This window comes from Planctomycetota bacterium (assembly GCA_021414025.1).
Lineage (GTDB): Bacteria > Planctomycetota > Phycisphaerae > Phycisphaerales > SM1A02 > SYAC01.
Genome location: JAIOPG010000004.1, coordinates 15,497 through 33,992 on the forward strand (window position 1 = coordinate 15,497; position 18,496 = coordinate 33,992).

31 protein-coding genes are annotated in these 18,496 nt (G+C 60.7%); 1 reads left to right on the top strand and 30 read right to left on the bottom strand.

The window, feature by feature from the left end; translation table 11 throughout:
* Positions 1 to 4 precede the first annotated feature (4 nt).
* The 27 genes from K8R92_04560 to K8R92_04690 form a co-directional block, all read right to left on the bottom strand.
* Positions 5 to 718: a CTP synthase gene (locus K8R92_04560; protein MCE9619161.1), complete on the bottom strand. Its 714-nt coding sequence runs from the start codon at positions 716 to 718 to the stop codon at positions 5 to 7.
* Positions 691 to 1,494, bottom strand: coding sequence for a prolyl oligopeptidase family serine peptidase (locus K8R92_04565; GenBank protein ID MCE9619162.1), 804 nt, complete (start codon positions 1,492 to 1,494; stop codon positions 691 to 693). The genes K8R92_04560 and K8R92_04565 overlap by 28 nt, the downstream gene beginning before the upstream one ends.
* A 138-nt stretch (positions 1,495 to 1,632) precedes the next feature.
* Positions 1,633 to 2,073: a GNAT family N-acetyltransferase gene (locus K8R92_04570; protein ID MCE9619163.1), complete on the bottom strand. Its 441-nt coding sequence runs from the start codon at positions 2,071 to 2,073 to the stop codon at positions 1,633 to 1,635.
* Complete coding sequence (locus tag K8R92_04575; protein MCE9619164.1) at positions 2,070 to 2,525, bottom strand: hypothetical protein; 456 nt, start codon at positions 2,523 to 2,525, stop codon at positions 2,070 to 2,072. The genes K8R92_04570 and K8R92_04575 overlap by 4 nt, the downstream gene beginning before the upstream one ends.
* Before the next feature lie 96 nt (positions 2,526 to 2,621).
* Positions 2,622 to 3,152: a GNAT family N-acetyltransferase gene (locus K8R92_04580; protein MCE9619165.1), complete on the bottom strand. Its 531-nt coding sequence runs from the start codon at positions 3,150 to 3,152 to the stop codon at positions 2,622 to 2,624.
* 32 nt (positions 3,153 to 3,184) lie between these two features.
* On the bottom strand, positions 3,185 to 3,673 hold the full coding sequence (locus K8R92_04585) for a GNAT family N-acetyltransferase (protein ID MCE9619166.1): 489 nt from the start codon (positions 3,671 to 3,673) through the stop codon (positions 3,185 to 3,187).
* A 57-nt stretch (positions 3,674 to 3,730) separates the two neighbouring features.
* The gene (locus K8R92_04590; protein MCE9619167.1) at positions 3,731 to 4,864 is read right to left on the bottom strand and encodes a hypothetical protein; all 1,134 of its coding nucleotides are present in this window, start codon (positions 4,862 to 4,864) and stop codon (positions 3,731 to 3,733) included.
* A 64-nt stretch (positions 4,865 to 4,928) separates the two neighbouring features.
* Positions 4,929 to 5,618 (bottom strand): VIT family protein, encoded by a 690-nt coding sequence (locus K8R92_04595; GenBank protein MCE9619168.1) that lies wholly within the window; start codon positions 5,616 to 5,618, stop codon positions 4,929 to 4,931.
* A 110-nt stretch (positions 5,619 to 5,728) separates the two neighbouring features.
* Positions 5,729 to 6,412, bottom strand: coding sequence for a hypothetical protein (locus tag K8R92_04600; GenBank protein MCE9619169.1), 684 nt, complete (start codon positions 6,410 to 6,412; stop codon positions 5,729 to 5,731).
* A gap of 3 nt (positions 6,413 to 6,415) precedes the next feature.
* Complete coding sequence (locus tag K8R92_04605) at positions 6,416 to 6,985, bottom strand: DUF1697 domain-containing protein (protein MCE9619170.1); 570 nt, start codon at positions 6,983 to 6,985, stop codon at positions 6,416 to 6,418.
* Positions 6,986 to 7,351 carry a VOC family protein gene (locus K8R92_04610; GenBank protein MCE9619171.1) on the bottom strand — a complete coding sequence of 122 codons (366 nt, stop codon included), beginning with the start codon at positions 7,349 to 7,351 and terminating at the stop codon, positions 6,986 to 6,988.
* Positions 7,352 to 7,370: 19 nt separating this feature from the next.
* Complete coding sequence (locus tag K8R92_04615; GenBank protein MCE9619172.1) at positions 7,371 to 7,799, bottom strand: TIGR03067 domain-containing protein; 429 nt, start codon at positions 7,797 to 7,799, stop codon at positions 7,371 to 7,373.
* A 57-nt stretch (positions 7,800 to 7,856) separates the two neighbouring features.
* Positions 7,857 to 8,684: a hypothetical protein gene (locus tag K8R92_04620; protein ID MCE9619173.1), complete on the bottom strand. Its 828-nt coding sequence runs from the start codon at positions 8,682 to 8,684 to the stop codon at positions 7,857 to 7,859.
* A gap of 103 nt (positions 8,685 to 8,787) precedes the next feature.
* The gene (locus tag K8R92_04625; protein MCE9619174.1) at positions 8,788 to 9,369 is read right to left on the bottom strand and encodes an isoprenylcysteine carboxylmethyltransferase family protein; all 582 of its coding nucleotides are present in this window, start codon (positions 9,367 to 9,369) and stop codon (positions 8,788 to 8,790) included.
* Between the two features lie 19 nt (positions 9,370 to 9,388).
* Positions 9,389 to 9,820, bottom strand: coding sequence for an Ohr family peroxiredoxin (locus tag K8R92_04630; GenBank protein MCE9619175.1), 432 nt, complete (start codon positions 9,818 to 9,820; stop codon positions 9,389 to 9,391).
* A 106-nt stretch (positions 9,821 to 9,926) separates the two neighbouring features.
* Positions 9,927 to 10,610, bottom strand: a complete 684-nt coding sequence (locus K8R92_04635) for an MOSC N-terminal beta barrel domain-containing protein (GenBank protein ID MCE9619176.1) — start codon at positions 10,608 to 10,610, stop codon at positions 9,927 to 9,929.
* Positions 10,611 to 10,626: 16 nt separating this feature from the next.
* Entirely contained in the window at positions 10,627 to 11,412 is a 786-nt protein-coding gene (locus tag K8R92_04640) for a hypothetical protein (protein MCE9619177.1), read from the bottom strand.
* A gap of 69 nt (positions 11,413 to 11,481) precedes the next feature.
* Positions 11,482 to 11,838: a DUF1801 domain-containing protein gene (locus K8R92_04645; GenBank protein MCE9619178.1), complete on the bottom strand. Its 357-nt coding sequence runs from the start codon at positions 11,836 to 11,838 to the stop codon at positions 11,482 to 11,484.
* Positions 11,839 to 11,863: 25 nt separating this feature from the next.
* Complete coding sequence (locus K8R92_04650) at positions 11,864 to 12,298, bottom strand: YdeI/OmpD-associated family protein (GenBank protein MCE9619179.1); 435 nt, start codon at positions 12,296 to 12,298, stop codon at positions 11,864 to 11,866.
* A gap of 36 nt (positions 12,299 to 12,334) precedes the next feature.
* Entirely contained in the window at positions 12,335 to 12,979 is a 645-nt protein-coding gene (locus K8R92_04655) for a hypothetical protein (protein ID MCE9619180.1), read from the bottom strand.
* Positions 12,952 to 13,452 (bottom strand): DUF2721 domain-containing protein, encoded by a 501-nt coding sequence (locus K8R92_04660; GenBank protein MCE9619181.1) that lies wholly within the window; start codon positions 13,450 to 13,452, stop codon positions 12,952 to 12,954. Before K8R92_04660 ends, K8R92_04655 begins: the two co-directional genes overlap by 28 nt.
* Positions 13,453 to 13,468: 16 nt before the next feature.
* Complete coding sequence (locus K8R92_04665; protein ID MCE9619182.1) at positions 13,469 to 14,080, bottom strand: dihydrofolate reductase family protein; 612 nt, start codon at positions 14,078 to 14,080, stop codon at positions 13,469 to 13,471.
* A gap of 19 nt (positions 14,081 to 14,099) precedes the next feature.
* Positions 14,100 to 14,726, bottom strand: coding sequence for a DJ-1/PfpI family protein (locus K8R92_04670; protein ID MCE9619183.1), 627 nt, complete (start codon positions 14,724 to 14,726; stop codon positions 14,100 to 14,102).
* A 10-nt stretch (positions 14,727 to 14,736) separates the two neighbouring features.
* On the bottom strand, positions 14,737 to 15,297 hold the full coding sequence (locus K8R92_04675) for a hypothetical protein (protein ID MCE9619184.1): 561 nt from the start codon (positions 15,295 to 15,297) through the stop codon (positions 14,737 to 14,739).
* A 24-nt stretch (positions 15,298 to 15,321) separates the two neighbouring features.
* The gene (locus K8R92_04680; GenBank protein ID MCE9619185.1) at positions 15,322 to 16,074 is read right to left on the bottom strand and encodes a class I SAM-dependent methyltransferase; all 753 of its coding nucleotides are present in this window, start codon (positions 16,072 to 16,074) and stop codon (positions 15,322 to 15,324) included.
* Between the two features lie 29 nt (positions 16,075 to 16,103).
* The gene (locus K8R92_04685) at positions 16,104 to 16,382 is read right to left on the bottom strand and encodes a DUF2442 domain-containing protein (GenBank protein ID MCE9619186.1); all 279 of its coding nucleotides are present in this window, start codon (positions 16,380 to 16,382) and stop codon (positions 16,104 to 16,106) included.
* A 4-nt stretch (positions 16,383 to 16,386) separates the two neighbouring features.
* A complete protein-coding gene (locus K8R92_04690) occupies positions 16,387 to 16,584 on the bottom strand; it encodes a DUF2283 domain-containing protein (GenBank protein ID MCE9619187.1) in 198 nt (65 codons plus the stop codon).
* Between the two features lie 91 nt (positions 16,585 to 16,675).
* Between K8R92_04690 and K8R92_04695 the strand changes: the two genes are divergently transcribed.
* Positions 16,676 to 16,879: a DUF433 domain-containing protein gene (locus K8R92_04695; protein MCE9619188.1), complete on the top strand. Its 204-nt coding sequence runs from the start codon at positions 16,676 to 16,678 to the stop codon at positions 16,877 to 16,879.
* A gap of 12 nt (positions 16,880 to 16,891) precedes the next feature.
* Here K8R92_04695 and K8R92_04700 read toward each other — a convergent pair whose 3' ends face one another.
* From K8R92_04700 to K8R92_04710, 3 genes are all read right to left on the bottom strand, one after another.
* Complete coding sequence (locus K8R92_04700; GenBank protein ID MCE9619189.1) at positions 16,892 to 17,296, bottom strand: SHOCT domain-containing protein; 405 nt, start codon at positions 17,294 to 17,296, stop codon at positions 16,892 to 16,894.
* A gap of 175 nt (positions 17,297 to 17,471) precedes the next feature.
* Positions 17,472 to 17,951 (bottom strand): hypothetical protein, encoded by a 480-nt coding sequence (locus K8R92_04705; protein ID MCE9619190.1) that lies wholly within the window; start codon positions 17,949 to 17,951, stop codon positions 17,472 to 17,474.
* 3 nt (positions 17,952 to 17,954) lie between these two features.
* Positions 17,955 to 18,494, bottom strand: a complete 540-nt coding sequence (locus tag K8R92_04710; protein ID MCE9619191.1) for a hypothetical protein — start codon at positions 18,492 to 18,494, stop codon at positions 17,955 to 17,957.
* Positions 18,495 to 18,496 lie beyond the last annotated feature (2 nt).

Genomic DNA, 18,496 nt, shown 5'->3' on the forward strand with positions numbered 1-18,496 from the left:
AATGCTACCTCGATCGAACCGCATTGGCGGCGCAGGCCACGACGAAGGCATCGACCAGCGGCGCGGCGTTGCCCATGAGGGCGGCGCGTTCGGGTTGGAAAAGCGTGGCGACGAAGAAGGGATGGCCATCCAGTTCGACCGCGCGCACCTCGCCGGTCTCGTCGTCGGCGGAAGCGCGAAGGGGACCGGCGAGCAGCGCGGCGCGGAACGCGGGGTTCAAGCCGTACCGACAGCGGTATCCCTCCGTGATTTCGCCCGTGCCGTAGGCGGCCGCGATGCGGGAGCCTGGGAAGAGCCGGACAAAACCCGTGGCTTCCACCAGCGAGCAGGCGAGCGGCGAGATCACCGCGCGGGTGGCGCCCGGTGACGTCTCGGCGTGATCCGCGTCGGCCCAGCCCAGGACATTGCGCGCGTACTCGACAATGGCGTGCTGGAATCCGCCGCAGGTGCCGAGAAAGGGCACCGCATTCTCGCGGGCGTGGCGAATCGCCATCAATGCACCATCCATGCTGCGGTAGGGGCTCGCGGGCACGCACCACAATCCGTCGAAATGCGAAACTCTCGCGGCGGAGCGGATCTCCTCCGTCGGCACCCATTCGATTTCAAGATCGATGCGCCGAGCGTCCGCCGCCCGTATCAGCGCTGGCGGAATCGCCTGATGCGCCGGCACCGAAGCGTCGAAGTCGCCAATCAACCCGATTGCGATGTTTTTGTGCATTGCTTCTTGAAGAACTTCATCGACTCTTCGATCAGGTTCTGCATGCCGATGTCATGCTCCTTGTCGGGAAAGGTCTTCAGTTCGAATTCCTTCTTCAGTCCTGTCAGTCTGTCCCGCAGCAGGTAGGCCTGGCTGACGGGGGCGTTCTCGTCCTTCTCGCCGTGCAGAATCAGCACGGGGCAATGCAGGTTCTCCATCATCGCCGCCGAAGAGCGCTCCTTCACCGCAGCCTCGCCCATGCCGGTTTCCTGCTCCATGTTCTCGCGGATGCCGGCGAGCTTGACCTCGTCGTAGGCCTTCTTGAAATCGTAGATGCCGGCCGCGAACACTGCGGCGCGCAGCTCGTCAGCCTTGAGCCGGACGGCCATCAGCGACGCCGCCATGGCGCCGCGCGAGTATCCGAAGATTCCCATGCGCGAGCCGTCCACATAGGGCTCGCCGCGGAACTTCTGAAACCCCGCCTCCAGCGCAGCGATGGTCTTGGGCCCGACGAAGTCTGCCTTGCCGGTGGATTTGCCGAAGCCGCGCTGAGTGATGGCGACGCAGGCGAATCCCTCCTTGGCGAAGCGCAGGCAGAGCGGGATGTAGTCCTGCGCGGTCTTGGAGAATCCCGGGATGAGCAGCAGCCCCGGATGTTTCCCCTCGGCCGTCGGCCGGAAGGCAATGGCTTCGACGTTTTCCCCGTCAAAGGTGAAGTCGTACTTGGTCGCCAGGACCCGGCCCTGGTCGAGGGTGATGCGGCCGTCTTTCTCCAGCGCCTCGGCAACTTTGGCCAAGCTGAGCGGCGCCTGGGCCTGCGCACTGCCAGTGCAAAGCCACAATATCGCGCATGTTGCAGCGACAAGCCTGTTCATCATCGGAATATCCAGTTGAGGGGTTGCTTCATGTTCAAACCGATCCATTAATGACAAAGGTCACTGCGACTTGTACACGTCGGGGTTGCGGATCTCCATCAGGTTCATCGGGTTCGCCAGCTGCTTGAAACCAAACTGTTCGTACAGGCTATGAGCATCACGCGTACCCAACAGGAATTTGCGCAGCCCCTGGAGGTTTTCGTGGCCTTGCACGACTTCCATCAGCCACTTGGATAATCCCTTGCCGCGGTGCTCCTCAAGGATGTAGACGTCCGCGAGGTAGGCGAAGGTCGCCTTGTCGGTGATGACGCGGCAGAAGCCGACCTGCTCGCCCTTGTGGTAGACGCCGAAGCACATCGAGTTCTCGATGCCGCGCTTCACTGTGGTGATTGGAATGCCCGGCGACCAGTAGCTGCGCGTGAGGTAGGCGTGGATGGCCTTCGGATCCAGAAGCGTCTTGTCGGTGGAGATGGAGTATTCGTCGCGAAGAGTGTTTGTCATGGCGATACGAAGAGAGCGCGGATATGGAGGATGTACGCCGAGATGGCGAAAAGCGTAATCAGCAGGACAAAGAACCCCATGCTGCGCGACCGTGAAAAGCCCAGCAGTCCGATGGCGATCACAAGGCTGATGGCGCCGATGAGAACCGACCACACCACGCCCTCTCCGGTGTCGAGAAGGGTCTGAATGGTTGTCGCCTTCGCCGTCTTGTACTTGTCCATGTGGCTGACGGGAAGCCAGATGGCGTCAAGCGCCGTGGCGAAGATGAATGAAATCGCCGCCACCGCCATGGCGCCGAACGCCAGCGTGTGGACTCGGTCGCGATTGGTGTCGGTGCGCAGCGCGATCACGCCGGTCACGGCGAATCCGCCGAAGATGCTGGACACGGTGAGGAATTGCTCGAGAATTTGCCGCTTGTAGGAAAGGATGTCCAGCAGTGCTTGCGCGTCCATTGCGATCTCGACTCCTCGGTGTTGGGGGCCATCGGCCCGGGCAAATGGTAACGCACGGGATATCGGCGGCCCCGCGGAAGTCAATCGCTCCTCCTTTTAGAGTGAGCGGACAAACACCCGGTTCTCGTAGTCCTCGCCGTCGTAGGTGTAGATGCTCATCCCGACATCCTGGTAGCCCTCGCGCTTGTAAAAGGCGATGGCGCGATCGTTGCTCACCCAGGTGGTGAGCCAGAGCGACTTTGCCCCGTGCGTCCTTGCCCAGGTTTCGGAGCGGCCCAGGAGCGCCTTGCCAACGCCCTTGCCGTGGAATTGCTTTTGGACGTAGAGGCGAAGCAACTCGACCGTGATGCCCGGCGGCGCCAGCTTCTGCGGCGCGTCGCGGTCGAGCTCGGCGAATCCGATCAAGTGCCCCGCGGATTCGGCGACGATGAATGCGGTGGTCGGCAGGGCCAGGCGCTCGGCGATCACCACGGTGGAAAAATGCTCAACCACTTCCTGCGCCAGGGCCGGCCGTACGCCGTCGGGTGCGTAGGTATCGAGAAAGACCTGCGTCCCCAGCACGCCGATGCTCAGCGCGTCGGTCCCGGTGGCGATTCGATATTCAATTGCGGCGGCTTGGGGGCTCATCGAGGTCGCGATCTTACGGCGCAGCCGGTTCGTCACGGCTCGCGTTGATCAAGATCTTTCCCGAGACAAATGCTTGTATCCGGCGAGAGGCAATATTCCCCGTAGAGCGGAATCGGGTTGAAGCCGCAACCGCGATAGAGCGCGAGGGCGGCTGCTTGGCGCACGCCAGTCTCCAGAACGAGCCGCCGCACGCCCAGCGCTCGCGCTTCAGCTTCAAGGGCGGCGATGAGGCGCCGACCCAGACCCGTCCCGCGCACTTGGGGGGCGATGTACATCCGCTTGAATTCCCCAGTCTCCGCATCGATGAGCCGAAGCCCGCCGCAGCCGACTGGAGTTCCATCTTTGTAGACAATGAGAAACGCGCCGCGTGTGCCGGTTAATTCCGCAGGATCCACCTGGAAATGCGTTGCGCCCGGTTCGGGATAGGTGCCGCTCAACTCGACGTTCAAGCACTGAATCAGGGCACGACTTTCCTCGGAAGCAAAGTCAGCGCGGATGATGGTGATCGAATCGGCGGTCATGTGTGGTCGGCTCGCATCCTTTGGATTATGGATGCAGTGCAAGAGTATTCGCGACGCTCACTTTCCATTCTTCAAGTCCAGCTCAAGCCACTTGATTGCCTCGCGCACCTTGCGGTCTTCCTTCAGGTCGTCGAAGGAGTCGCCCCCGATCACGGTCTCCTCCGGAAGCACCAGCAGTTCGCACGCGTTTCCGTTTCGGTCGGCCATGTAGCCGACCGCCAGCGAGAGCGTCACATCGGGGCCGAATGAGATCGGGTTGGTCACGGTCGTGTAGCCCTTGGCGGTGGGCTCTCCCAGCAGAAGCGTGCGCGGCCGGCCCTTGAAGGCGAGCGCCGTCGCCTGACCGGAGCTTCGTGTCATCGGACCAAGGAGAACAACCACCGGCGCCGTTGCGTCAGGCCGCCGGAGCGACAAATCCATCGCCACGAATCGGCGATCTTCGCCGCTGTCCCGCCAATACAAACCGTCGCTCTTGAGCACCCATTGCTGCACCGCGCGGCCATCCGCATCGATTGTTCCGCCGACCACGCCCTCGCCGAGCAGCGAGCCAAGCCCCAGCAGCATCGGATACAAGTTGCCGCCACCGTTCAGCCGCAGATCCACGATCCAGCCCGCCGGCTTTTGATCCGCGATCTCGGTGATGCGCCTGCTCAGGTCATGGGCGAAGTGCTCGATCTGTTCGGGTGTGTACGCCGCCATCGTGGGAACCAGCACATATCCGAAGCGGCCGTCGAGCAGGCACGCGGCGACCTTTCCCGATTGAGCCTGCTCTCGCTCAAGCAGCGGCAGCAACTTTTGCCGCGCATCTTCGTCGAGCCCCTCGTAATGCAAGTGCGAACGGCCCTGGATCTGCAGGACCGAATGAACATCGTTCATCTGGGCGAACAGCCCAACGATGGCCGCCGCCTTCTCATCGTCCGTGGCGGCACGGGCAACGCGAGCGCGGATGTCGGGTTCCACCTTCGGCCAATCCACATGGTGGCGATGAACGGAATGACTACGGAGCGTCGCCAGCAATTCATCGGTGGGAAAGGCGGCGCTGGACGATTGCGGCGCGGGAGCGGGTTCGGCGGTTGTGGTTTCAGGCGCAGCCGAATGCGCACTTGTGTCCGCAGGCTGATGGCAGCCGCAAGTCAAGCATGCCGCGAAGACCACGGCAATCGCATGGGTCCAGAGCGTCGAATTGATCATGCAGGCATTTGATTCATGAAAGTGGTGCGATCGCTCCCATCCAACCCATGGCACACCACTGCACTCACAGGGTTCTTCCAAAGATCGCCCCGACGCCGGCAGTGACCCCCATGGCCAGCGCCCCCCAAAAGGTCACGCGGATAACGGATTTCAATACGGGCGAGCCGCCCGCGCGCGCGGCCAGCGAGCCAAGCAGCGCGAGAAAAAGCAGAGTGCTTCCCGAGACCGACCAGACCAGCGTGTGCAACGGCACGACGAGAACGACCACCAGCGGCAGGGCGGCTCCGAATGCAAATGTGACGGCCGAGGCGAGCGCCGCCTGAATGGGCCGCGCACTGAGCGCGTCGGTGATACCCAACTCGTCGCGGGCGTGCGCGCTCAGCGCATCCTTCTCCATGAACTGGGCGGCGACCTTGTCGGCGAGCTCGGCATCGAGCCCGCGGGCAACATAGATGGCAGCGAGCTCCGCGTGCTCGCTGGCGGGGTTCGCGGCCAGCTCCTTCCGCTCGCGATCAAGGTCGGAGCGTTCCGTGTCGGCCTGGGAGCTGACGGAAACATATTCGCCCGCCGCCATCGACATCGCGCCCGCGACCAGGCCCGCGATGCCGGCGATCAAAATGGTGCTACGTGAGGAGTCCGCCGCCGCCACTCCCACAATCAAGCTGGCGGTCGAAAGGATTCCGTCATCAGCGCCGAGCACCGCGGCGCGAAGCCATCCAATGCGGTGCGTTCGGTGCTGTTCGAGGTGTCTCATGTGCGGTCCTTAACTCTATGCGAAGAGCCGCTGCTCGAAGTTGTCAACAATCAATGGCGTGCTTGATGTCCGGCCGCGTTTCATGCCTGGGTTCGTCGCTTGCTTCGCCATCAGTTCGCCGCCAGACTATTCCCGCACTCGCTGCAATTGGGCGACGAGCCGATCGGGTACTTGCAGCGGGGACTGAGGCCGCGTCGCAGTCGCCTATTCCGTGTCAAGCGCGAGAAGGCAATGCTGACGATTGGCAAAATGGGCACGGCGAAAATCGCGGTGTCGGCAAGAAATCCCGGCCACACCGGCCACCAAGGGATGGCGCGAGTTGGATTGACATGCCCGTATGGAATGGCGACGCTGAACCCGCCCTTGATCGTCGAGACTTGCGGAAGACCCGACAGAAGATTGGGCACCGACTCCTCGGCTTCCAGGGCGAGCCAGGGCCAGCCGCAGAGGGAAATCGTTGTTTCGGGGATTTTGCTTGACATGGCAATGTCTTTGGGGTCCGTGCTGGTCGGATCAAACGGCGATCGATAGCGACGCTGCATGTAGCCGCGGTTCTCCGGATACTGGATCGCCATGGCTGCACCCTGAAAGACAGGATGTCGGTCGATGAACCTTATGTCCCATTCATCGCAGATTTGAGAAGTCGTTCGTGTGGCCACATAAAGGATGCCATTGCCGATCTTTGGCGAGTACCCCGCCTTCGCCGTGAACGCGAAATACCAGCCGACCGCAACCGTGCAAAGCGCGCCCCAGACAAGGGATGCCAGCATTGAAATTGCGAATCGGCTCTTCATGGATCACTTTCTGGGCGGCATGATGCGAGGCTTGTCGCCGCATTGCATCATCGCATGAAGCTTCTCGACCGTGGCCCAGTTGCGCGTGGTGCCCGTCTGGGAAAGGTCCTTTAGCAGCGCGACGCCGACTTTGCTCTCCAGCAACCCGTTGGCGCACCAGGCATACGCGGCGTGCTTGCCGACTTGAACCACGTCGCTGCCCCGCTCGGTTGTGGCGAATCTCTTGAGCGACGCCAGCACCTTGTCGTCGTTGGTGATGGCCACCAGCAGACGCGACGGATCCTTGGCGATGGCTCCGAGCTTGTTGCCAGTGACGATGGCGGCCACATCCTTGTCGGTCTTCACGATCACCAGCGCGTCCACGCCAAGCTTCTTGGCGACGGCGGCCTGGATGCGTTGAGCGTGCTTGGCTGACGGACCAGCCGGCCCATCGAACACCACATTGCCGCTGTTGAGCAGAGTGCGCGCGCCGCTGTAGCCGAGCGATTCCAGCAGCTCGCGCAGATCCACCATGGCCACGCGCTTGGCCTTTCCGACATTGATACCGCGAAACAACGCGACGAATCGTGCCATTCAACGAACCTCCGACGCCTTGAAGTGCGGATTCTCGATGATGCCCAGCCGATTGCCGAAGGGATCCTTGACGGCCGCGACCTTGATGCCTCCGCCGACATCGAGCACCGGCTCCAGATCCGTCGCACCGAGCGAGAGAAGTCGCGTGAGCTCAGCTTCTGCGCTTTGCACTCCCCACAAAGGCCTGGGGCCGCTGGTGCCCGGCGTGCCGTCGGGAATCAGACCCAGTTCAAAACCGCCGACGGAAAATCCGACATAGAAGGGCTCGTCAAAGTATGGCTTGGCTCCGAGCACCTTCTCGTACCAGAGTTTGGCCTTCGTGATGTCATTGACCGGATAGATGGCGGTTCGCAGACCTAGAAGCATGGGATTGGTTCGCCTAAATCTACGGGCGCTTGTAGGTCACGAGGTAAAGCTTCGTGTCCTTGAGGCTCTTGAACTCCGTCGGCCGCATTGCGCCGGACAGGTCGTAGCAGACGCGAAGCGTGCCGCCGTTGAATTCGAAGATCGCAGGAAAAGTTTTGCCGACATTCGGCCCCTCCGTGCCGGTGACGCTCATGCTCCAGGGATTAGTTGAGAGATCGATCGTGTAGGTGCCCTTGTCCGGCTTTCCGCCCGCGAGCACGTCGTAATTGCCCTTTTCCAACTTCAAGCTGATTGTCTTAAGCACCGCCTCGGGCAAGGGCTGTCCGGCCAACTCAGCCGTGACGGGTTTCCAATTTCCCTGAATGTGGTAAAGCACTTCATGGTCACCGCCCGAGCACGCACTCAATGAAGCGACAACAGCGATGCAAATGGGGAAGAGATATTTCATGATGGCCGGAGTTTATCGTCGCCCGACACGCGGTCGTTCGATGCAACGAGCAGACAACTACATTTCGACTGCAACGGACGCGCCCCGATTCTTCAAATACCGATTGAAGCGCGGAACCGCATAGGCGAGTCCGGCCGCGACCAGGCCGCCGGCAAGCAATGAAAGCGGTTTGGCCCCGAGATTCTCGAACCACTGCGTGTAGAGATGAATGGCTCCGAAACAGATGGCCGCATTGACGACAAACAGGCGGCCGACCTTGGCGCCCCAGACCAGGGTGATCAGCAATCCGGCCATCCAGGCGACCGAAAATCCCCAGGCCGGAATTTTCCCGACCGGCGATTCGCTGCCCCAGAGCGAGCCCACCCAGAACCCGATGTTGATCAGGATCAGGCACGTGCGGGAGAAAATGATTGCGAGTCGCTCGTAGTCGACGGGCAGCTTTTTGGACACCAGCAGGCTTGCGATGGCCAGCAGGGCAAAAATCAGCACGGTCATGGCGGGTTCTGTGATCACGATCGTGTAGCTGGCATGCTTGTACAGGATGGTTCCGCTCAGAAAACTCAGGATCACGAAGCAGCTGATTCCCGCCAGGAATCCGCTTCGCAACAGGACGCCCGCGCCAAGAATCAACACAAAGAGCAGGACATGGAACGCCTGCCGTCCCATCGCCACATAAGCGGAATGGATCATGTCCCAGATGGCATCAAAGAAATTCGGGAACAGGCCGATCGCACCCAGAGCGATCGCGATCAATCCCAGCACCGTCACCGCGCCCCACGCATGTTTCCAGCCATCCTGGCGGGCGAGCATCAGGAATCGGTCGTGCTCCTCGCGGGTGATTTTTCCTTCCTTCAGCAGCTTGCTGATGTTGAGCTTGACTTTCATTTCGCAGATTCTATCTGTGCCAACAATCTCAACCGAGCGGTCCGAGATCAGCAATGACGCGCAAGCAGTGCGCGGGAATTGACCGCATCGTCACTCTGGCCGATCACCAGACACCCGGAACAAGCCGCTTCGTCTTTGCCATGTACGCCGCGTACGGCTCGCCAAACTCGTCGAGCATCATCCGTTCCTCTTCGCGGAGTCGAAACGCAAAAAGAATCCCAAAGGTGACCAGGTAAGAAGGACCGGCAATCCAATTCGGCAGGACCAGCGCCTGGCCGATCGAATAAAGAAAGATCGCCGTGTACATCGGGTGGCGGATGCGCCGATAGACGCCCTGGGTGATAAGTTGATGGTGCTCGCGAACCTGGAGCGTGACCGACCAGTTCGTTCCCAGATCAGCATGCGACCGATGGAACAGCCAGAGGCCAATTGCGAAACACACGACTCCACCGACGAACGGCCCCGGTGAAAGGGGGTACTCGGCGAACGCAAACGCGGGCGATGCCACCCATATCAGCGGAACGAAAAAGCCAAGCCACGCGAGAGTGAGCAAGATCACTTCCTGTGTGCCCTTGCGATGTGTCACGACCTTCACGCCGCGGCTGCGCTGGCCATGCGGAGCCCGAATGACCACAAGCACGATGCTGGCGGCAAGAACCGCCGCCTTGGCAAACCAGGGATTCATGGCGAGTGCGTGCCGCGCGCTACGCCGTCTGCATCAGCGACTTGCCATTCGCCTTCAGCTTCACCTCGACGTTGCCGCGGGTCGCCTTGGAGTAGGGGCAGATTTCGTGCGCCTTGGCGACCAGCGCCTCGGTCTTCGCCTGATCGACGCCGTTCAACTCGGCGTTCAGCGTCACGTCAATGAAAAATCCGCTGTCTTCCTTGTTGAGATTCACGGTCGCGGTCACCTTGATGTCGTGGGGTTGAAGTGGAACCTTCGCCAGGCCCGCCGCCGCACCGATCGCGCCGCCAAAGCACGCCGAGTATCCGGCCGCGAACAACTGCTCCGGGTTGGTGCCGGGTCCGTTGGATCCGGGCGGGGAAAGCGTGAGGTTGATCTTGCCGTCGGGACTGGTGGCTTTGCCGGCGCGACCTGCGGTGGCGCTGGCGGTTTCTGTTGCGAGTATGGCCATTGGTGTGTCTCCTTGAGAGTGCATGAAAACTGCAATCGATGGCCTGAATCTACCCCAGCCGGCGGTGCGGGTCGAGTCCGGAGCGTGGAAGTCAGTCGTGCTTGGATTATTCGGCAAAGGCCGCGGCGAACTTGTCGCAGGCGCGGCCGCGCATCAGCTGCACAGCGTCGCCCACGGCGATCTCGCCGCCTTCGATCACGAAGCAATTGAGCGCGAGCTTGCCCTCGAACCTCTTGTAGATGCCGCGCGTGATTTCCTTGTCTTGCACGAGCGTGTCGGGGTTGAACGAAGTCATGACGCATCGCAGGCGCAGATCCTGGACCCCGATGACGACCTTGCCGATGCGCAGGCAACCCCCGGGCCACTCGCGCTCGGCCAGCCCCTCGACGCCGCCGATCACAAGGTTGGGCCGCAAGCGGCGATGGTCGTGGCCGAAGGCCGCGATGGAGCCGTCGGTGGCCACCAGCAGCGGCAGCACGTCGAAGCGATCGCTTCCTTCGTAGTGCACCAACTTCGCGTCTGGCCCGACAATCTCCACGACATCGGCGGCGACCTCCGGACTGTTCCACGGCCGACCGTCCACGAGCGGCGCGCCATCCGGATCCAGCGTTCCCTTGTGCCCGAGGAAACGCGGATGCGTGCGCGAGGTGATCACCCTCGACCGGGCGTCCTCCGCGTGCACGACTCGGTCACCTTCGATGCCGAGTGGCCCGATGGCCGCCCGTTGCAATTTTTCGCCGGCCATGGTCTTGACCGGATATCTCCAGATTTCTGTGACTTTCATCGTCATGGTGTCGCGCCGACACTCATGGGCACGGGCCGAAGTCGAGCAGCGCCAACCCGATGTCGCCGCCATCCACCTCACCCGAGCCATCGAGATCGGAGGGGCACCCGGGACAAGGTCCGAAGTCGAGCAGCATCAGGCCGATGTCGCCCGAATCCACCTCACCCGAGCCATCCAAGTCGGCCGGGCATGACGCCGTGGCAACCATTTCGAAGTTGTCGAAGGTCTGTTGGGAAAAATCGTAGAGCCCGACGCGTCCGCGCGGGAATGCGTTCGTCGTGAACGTCGTCATCGGCGTGGCGGAACCGTCGAGATAAACGGAGTAGATGTCGCCGACCACGGTCACGCGCAGATGGACATCGGTAACTCCAGGATTGAACGGCGCATTCACCGAGTTGATAATCGGACCGGCGCTACCATTATGGACGATGTGCCAGTAGAGCGACCGACCGCCGCCACTGTTGCCGAAGCCCCAGCCGTTGCCACCGGTCACAAGCAGGACTCCATTTTGCCCACCTTCGTCGCATCGAAGCCAGACGCCGCCATCCGCGACATCATTGATGTCCACCTCTAGGTCGATGTCGGTCACCACATAGGGCAGCGATGAGATGTCGCCGGCGAACTGATTTTGCGCGTTGTACACACCGCCGCCCGCTGACCAGTTGCCGGTCTCGTTCCCCCAGAGCGGCGATGCACCGGAATTGAAATTGTCGGCGAAGACGATCTGGGCGCTGGCGGTCGCCGCGCAGGCGATGGAGATCGCGGCGATGGCGACATTCCGCGAGGCATTCTTGGTTGTCGATGTCATGGCTGTTTCTTTCTCGTTCGAGTTGTGCATTTCATGTCACGTCGAAAAATGTACCCCAAACTGAGGGGTCTAATCGAGCTCGGCGAGCCGGGCACGGACCAGATCCTTCACCAGCTTTCGATCGAATTTCCAGTCGACCGGTACCTGAAAGCAGTTCGCCATGACGACAAATTTCCCCAGCCGCGCCTTGAAGTCCTTCAGGACATGAGGGCTCCACGGCGCAAAGGTCAGGTGGTTCTTGTAGGCGCACACGCCGACGATGTACTCGCCGTTCCGGTGGATCATCGGCACGTTCCAGGCGATCTTGGACTCCAGCTTGGGAAATTCGCCAAGGATGAAATCAATCACGGACTTGAGGGTCTTGGCTTTCGTCGGGTCCACCGAGGCCAAATACTCTTCGACGGTTTTGAATTTTGGGGAACTCATGGCTTCGGTCAGAGTTTGAAAGACATCAGGGGCGTCGCTTTCCGGCCGCAAGCATGCCGCAGGCCTTCTCGATCCGGCGTCGGTGTTTCTCCGGTTCCTTGTCCGAGTCCATCCAAGCGATGAAGTCCCGCCGCTCATTCGGCGTGAGATCGCTCCAATGGGCTTTCGCCTTGGGGGCGGCCGCGAGGGCGGTGAAAAGATCAAAGGACACGATGGAATAGCAGCAGGGGCGGCGCTTTCCGGCAGCAAGCATCGAGCAGGCCTTCTCGATCCGGCGCGTGCGAGTCTCGGATTGCTTGGCCGACTCCATCCAGGTCACAAAATCCCGCCGCGCAATCGGTGTGAGGTCCTTCCACTGGGCCTTCGCCTTCGGGGCAGCCGCGAGTGCCGTGCGAAATGCCGTCGGCACTTTTGGCTCCGGCTCAACCGACGACGGTGGCAGTGTGGATCGCTTGTTCATGCCATTTCGCGTTTGGAAAATAGTACACAGCGGCAATCATCCGGCGGCCTTGTCATTCCTCTTCACGTGCAAGGCGCCGTCTTGCGACAGAAGGCTCGGGATGGCCGCCTCCAAGGATTGCCAGATGGCGTGCGCCTTGGGTTGCGGACTGACCTTGATGCACACAATGGAACTCCCATCGGTTACGGCGACTGTGTCGATCACAATGCGCAGGTCGATCGGCTTGAAGGTGGCAAAGGCGTCAATGAGGTGCATCTGCGCCTCGAAATGATTCGGCGCGGTGCGCACCACCTCGACTCGCGCCGGGGTGCCGCTGATGTCCTTGTTCTTGCCGGCGGCAAACGAAGCCATCAGCCCGTTGTAATACTTCTCCAGGAGCTCGTCGATTCGCGCTGCGTCTGGCGCGGACTCGTTGATCCGCATCACGAAGGCGTACGACCAGAAATTCTCGGAGCTCGGATCACGCCACCCAGGCGCGAAGAGCAGCGACTCACTACCGGTCGGCAGATCCGGCGCAAACCCGGGCGGCAGCGGGAAAGTCTCGGCCTGCCAACCTTCGAGCGAGACTGCGTTGGCAGTGGACTCCCGCGCCGACTCACCGTCGGGACTCTTGTCCTGACGGGCGGCACACGCGGAAAGCGCGGCGATGAGGGTCAAGGCGATGCAGGTTTGGAGTCGCATGGTTTGGTCGTGTCCGTCTTCAACTTGATGCGCACATTCCGGGTGGCGAAGTGCACTTCGCGAAGAAAATACGTCAGGCCGACGACCAGCGCGACGGTCGAGCCTGTGAATACGACTCCTTCGAGCCACTTCAGCGGCAGGCTGAAGAAGACTTCCACGAAAATCAGAACGACCACCATGCAGACGAGAAGGGCCGCAAGCGTGCAGGCCGTGATCGCCACGCTCGCCAGGTGGCGACGCCGCTCCAGGATGCGAAGCTCGTCGGCGCAGTCGCGCGGCGAAAGGGCGAGGCTCTCGCGCGGCGATTCCGTCAGGTAGCGGCCCCGGTCGATGATGCGACTGAGCCTTCCGGTCAGCACATTGAGAATGCCTGCGATGCCCGTGAGCAGGAACACGGGCGCCAGTGCGAGCTGAATGGCCTGGGCGCCGTCCTTTGAAACCCCGATCTCAGCCAGAAGAATGGAAAACTGCATGCTTACCTTTCGGGCATTAATCCGTTGGCGGGCCACAAATTCCGGTCGTGACGGCGCCGGCACGCTCGTAGTTCATGACAATCACGCCATTCGAACCAACGATGCTTTCCGTCACCTTGAACGCCGCCGGAATCGTGCCTTTGGCAAAGAGCCGCTTCCCATCGCCCAGCGTGATCGGATAGATCATCAGCCAGAACGCGTCGACCAGATCATGCTTGATGAGCGTCTGAACAAAGTTGCCGCTTCCCCACACATGCAGATCGGGTCCTTGCTGCTGCTTGAGCTTGGCGACTTTCTCCTTGATGTCTCTATTCAAAAACACGGAGGGCTTCCATTCGTGGGAAGTCAAGGTGTTCGAGGCGACGTACTTGGTTGCCTTGATGATTTCCGGCCAGTATTCAGCATGATGCGGCCAGTAGGCCGCCCACGCCTCGAAGGTCTTGCGCCCCAGCAACACGTCGAACGGCATCGTCATCTTCTTTCGCAGGGCCGCTTCAATGACCTCGTCGGAATAGGGCGCCGCCCATCCGCCAAGGGAGAAGCCGTCGCTGGTGTCCTCGTCAGGTCCGCCTGCGGCCTGAATGACGCCATCAAGGGTGATGTGTTCGAACACAGTGAGTTTTCTCATGACCGCGTTTCTCCGGGGGCTAGGCGTCCTTGGTGTAGGCCGGCGCCGATGGGTGCGTGTTGTGGATCGTCCCGTACCGCTTGGTGGACGGGTAGTACTCGGATTCAAACTGGACTTTTGCGGCAGCTTCTTCACCCGCGACCGCAGCAATGAATGCCAGGGTAAGGTCGATGCCCGCGGAGACGCCCGCCGCTGTCCAAACGTTTCCATCTCGGACGAAGCGCTCCTCGACGACCGTCACGTTCCCAAGCGCCCGCAGTCGATCAAGAGAACCCCAATGCGTTGTCGCCTTCTTGCCGGCGAGGAGACCCGCGGCATGCAGGACGAAGGAGCCGGTGCAGACCGAGAGCACCGCTTTGCAAGCCTTGCCGCGCGTGGCCACAAAGTCAAGGAGCGTGGCGTTGGTGACCTCGGTCCGTGTTCCCTGGCCGCCCGGCACAAGCAGGTAGTCAAGCGGTGGGCACTCATCGAACGACACGTGCGGATTGATGGAAAGTCCCTTGGCGCATGTGATCGGCGCCGCGTGCTCCGCTACCACGAGGCACTTCGGTCCCTCTGCGACCTGGTGCCACATCGCGAGCATCTCCCAGGGCCCAACAAAGTCGAGTTCCTCGGCCTGGGGAAAGATGATTATTCCGAAGGTCATGATGTTGACGCTACGCCTTCGGCCACATCATTGAGAAGATGAGCCCAGTGGCCAGGGCGTAGAGCAGCGAGTCCACGGCGCTCTTGAAGGTCGTCGACCACTTGCGGTCGTACCAGATCGACATCGGGAATGCGCCCATCGCGTAGGTCAGGAACGAGATGACGGCGACATGGTGGAAGACCGCGTGCGTGTTGCCGCCGGGAGGCACGATCGTTCCGACGACCAGCGCCATGCACGCCGAGACCACTACGGTGAAGAGCAGCCACAGTCCCATGATCTTGCCGATCTTCCACGGTCCGTTGGGAACAACGGTCATCCACATCACCGGGCCCGCGTCGCGCTTGCCGTCGTATTCCGGCGATTTCATGTAGTCGCCCGTGCCGGGATGCGGCACCGTGTAGTCGTTGGGCGGAATGTTGAACGGGCGCAGCGCCTTCATCACGCCGTCCTCGTCGGGAAGCCTGACGTAGTCGCCCTTGTGCCAGGGCAACATGTGAATGACCATGGTGAGCACGAAGACGGCGACGGCGGAGAGGGCGATCGGCAGCAGCAACGACATGAATGGAGTCATGGGTGCCTCGATTCTAATGGCTTGCTACGGCTTGGTCGCGGCCACCACGCGAAGCGCGAAGGCGTACCAGAAGCGAACGCCAAGCGGTCGGCTTTCGGAGATCTCCAACCCGCAGGCCTCCAGCTCGCTGGCATACGCGCGCGAGCGCATTCGGATGTCGGCGATCATCAGCTTGCCGCCCGGCTTGAGCACCCGGGCCGCTTCGCGCAGTGCCTGTGCGCGACCATCGGAGCCGGGCACGTTGTGAATCGCCAGCGAGCTGACCACCACGTCGAACGAGCCGTCGTCGAAGGGCAGCGTGCGCATGTCGGCGGTGCGAAGCTCGACCCGATCGGACACGCCTTCGAGAACCGCGTTGCGGCGGGTGACCTGATCGGCATTGCCCGATTGATCCATCTTGCTCCAGATGTCCACGCCGACGGCCTGTCCACGGGGCAGGCGCTGGGCCGCCATCAGCAGCACTGCGCCGCGGCCGCAGCCGATGTCGAGCAACCGTTCGTCACCATTGAGCTCGAGCCGATCGAGCAACTCAGCCCAGACGGCAAATTTGCCCGCGCGGGTGAAGTAGATGTAGATGCCCGCGAAGAGAAGCAGCAAGAGTCCCTCCAGGCCCATCGCGACGGTCTTGAACCGGGAGTGCTGCGTCGCCGCGTCATCATCGCCCCACAGCCCCCACACCGATAGAGCGAGCAGGCAGGTGCCGAAAAGGATCAATAGGAGCGGAGCGATTGGTGCGTCAATGCCGTAGGCGCCGCGACGAGCTGGGGTGGAACTCATGGTTTCAGTACCTCGATGTCCGCAGAAAACTAAGCCATGCCATTCTTTCGCGTCGGTTTGAGAGAGTAGTCGGGACGCAATTTCTGATAGAGAAACTCTGGCGCGAAATCGGCGCCGTTGGGCCAAACAATAGTCCCGAGTTCGTTGTTCAGCACGAACTCCACGAATCGAGCCTTGTCTTTCAATGGCTCGAACACTTCGCCCCACAGTTCGCTTTCAAGTTCGACCTCGCCTTCCACGCCATTGGCGAACTTCAGCCAAATGCGGTAGTCGCGCCGGTATTGGGCTTCTCGCAATTGTGGCAGCATGGAATTAAGCGGCCTCTGTCTCGTATGAAAAATCCAGCTTGCCGCTTCCTTGTTTCACATGCTCGATGGTCAGAGCGATGACCTTGCCCTGTGCGTCCAGCTCCAACATCACATTCTCATTGAGTTCCTTGGTCTGCGATGGCTTCTCATCCTTCAGTTGGATGTAGAGGGTGTCTGTGTCTTCGAAATGGATGATCTTCATAAAATGTGTCCTTTGATTCGCATTTCGAACAGATTCTATCGTTCTCTTGTTCTTCAAATTTGGACTGCACCAAAACTTCTGTTAATTTTGCATCGTGAGCGATGTCATCCAAGTTGACTCCAATGTTCTTGGCGGAACCCCGGTTTTTCAGGGGACTCGTGTTCCTATTCAAAACCTCTTCGACTACATCGAAGGGAACGAGACCATCGACGAGTTCCTGACCGATTTTCCAACGGTCACCAAAGATCAGGTGATGCAACTTCTCGAGCAGCATAAAACCATCACTGAAATCTGAAATGGCGCGGCCTTAGTTGTCCTCAAGAAGCTTTTTCTTTTGGGCTTCGAACTCAGCTTCGGTCAACACGCCTCGCTTGCGAAGATCGTCAAGTTTTATAAGTTCGGCGTAGACATCTTTGCTCTGGTTGGGGGGTACCGCGGCTGGCGGAGTCTCAATTCGCACATTCGGCACTGGTAACAACGCCGCCTTTTGTGCCTCGGGAGAGTCTTTGTCAACCAGGCGGAACTGATACTGAACAGTTGCAAAGTGTCCCGGCCAGGATGGAGACGTTTTCAACGTAATTGGAATGGCAACCTTGCCACGTTGTTGAGCAAACTGGGTTGCTTCCCCCAATACATCGGATGTCATTGATTCCGCGTTGCCAAAGACCCCGGCTTGGTCGACGCGGCTCAAGTAGTACGTGTTTGGCGCCACTTCCACAATTTTAGGATTCGCGCATGCGACTAGGAATAGCGATGAAAGTAAGAAAGGGATGGTGCAACAATTTGACATAAGCATGGCTGCGGAGTTTAGGTTCCCTGTCAGTGTAACTCGCCCCGATTTCGTTCCGCTGTTGTATGAACTTCTTTTGCGAGTCGCAAGCCGGGCGTCACCGAAACGGAATCGTCGCGGCGCCCGGATCTTTCCCGACGCGGCCGATCGCGATGTCCGCCTTGAAATAATTCTCGCCGAGCATGGGGCTGCCCGCGGCGCGGCGCAGCATGGCCAGGTGGCCGACATGCGTCAGCGCGTCGGCGATCGGTCCCTGGAACAGTCGCTCCATCGGGCACGCGAGCGGCGCGTCCGACGCAAGCACGCCGTCGAGCCGGGCCAGCATGGCGAAGAAGCGGTCCGTCTCCTGCGGCCATGACAGCGGCGCCGCCGTCTGCCACTTGGGCGATCCCGTCGCGAGATTGGCCGCCCAATCGAGCAGGTCGCCCATGTGCGCGAGGACCGCGCCGGCGGTGCGGGTGGAGTCCGTGGCGCGGAAGTCGGAGAACCCGGGCGGGGCATTTTCGCAGACGCGACCAGCGCGGTAAGCCAGCGTGGCGAGCGTGTGGCGGAGGAATGTTTGAGTGGGGTCGGTCACGGATCAACGAGATGTCATGTACTGCAAGCGGAAATCAAGTGGTATTTCCGCGTCGCAGTGATTCCAGAATTCCACTGGATCTGTGCCAGGAAGATATTTGGTTACAAAGTCGCAGACTTCTTGTTTCATCGTGGAAAGGATGTCGTTCGGTAGCAGGGCAAAGTGTTCCTTTGCGATTCCTTTGCCTCGGCTATTACCCGTGGCGATTATTTGAAAGATGGCGCCGGGATGGATGTGATACCGGCAGGCTCCGGGACAATCGCCGCACCACTTTGGATATCGCGTGAGTTCGCTGAATGCGGCGTACTGGTCCCGAAAGTGCGTGAAGCAAACTTGATCCGCCAGGGTTGTCAGGAACAGGCTGGCTGCAAAAAGAAGGCGGCGTTCCTCGGGCCAAGCATGCACGATTGGATTGTCATGGCCAATCATGCGTGGCTGAATCATGGCCACGCCTTTGGAGTGTTCGTGCATCGGCGGCAAGGCGGCGTACGCCTTCGCCAAGTCAGCGCGAAACTCGTGGTTGTAGTACTCCGAGAACTGCATGT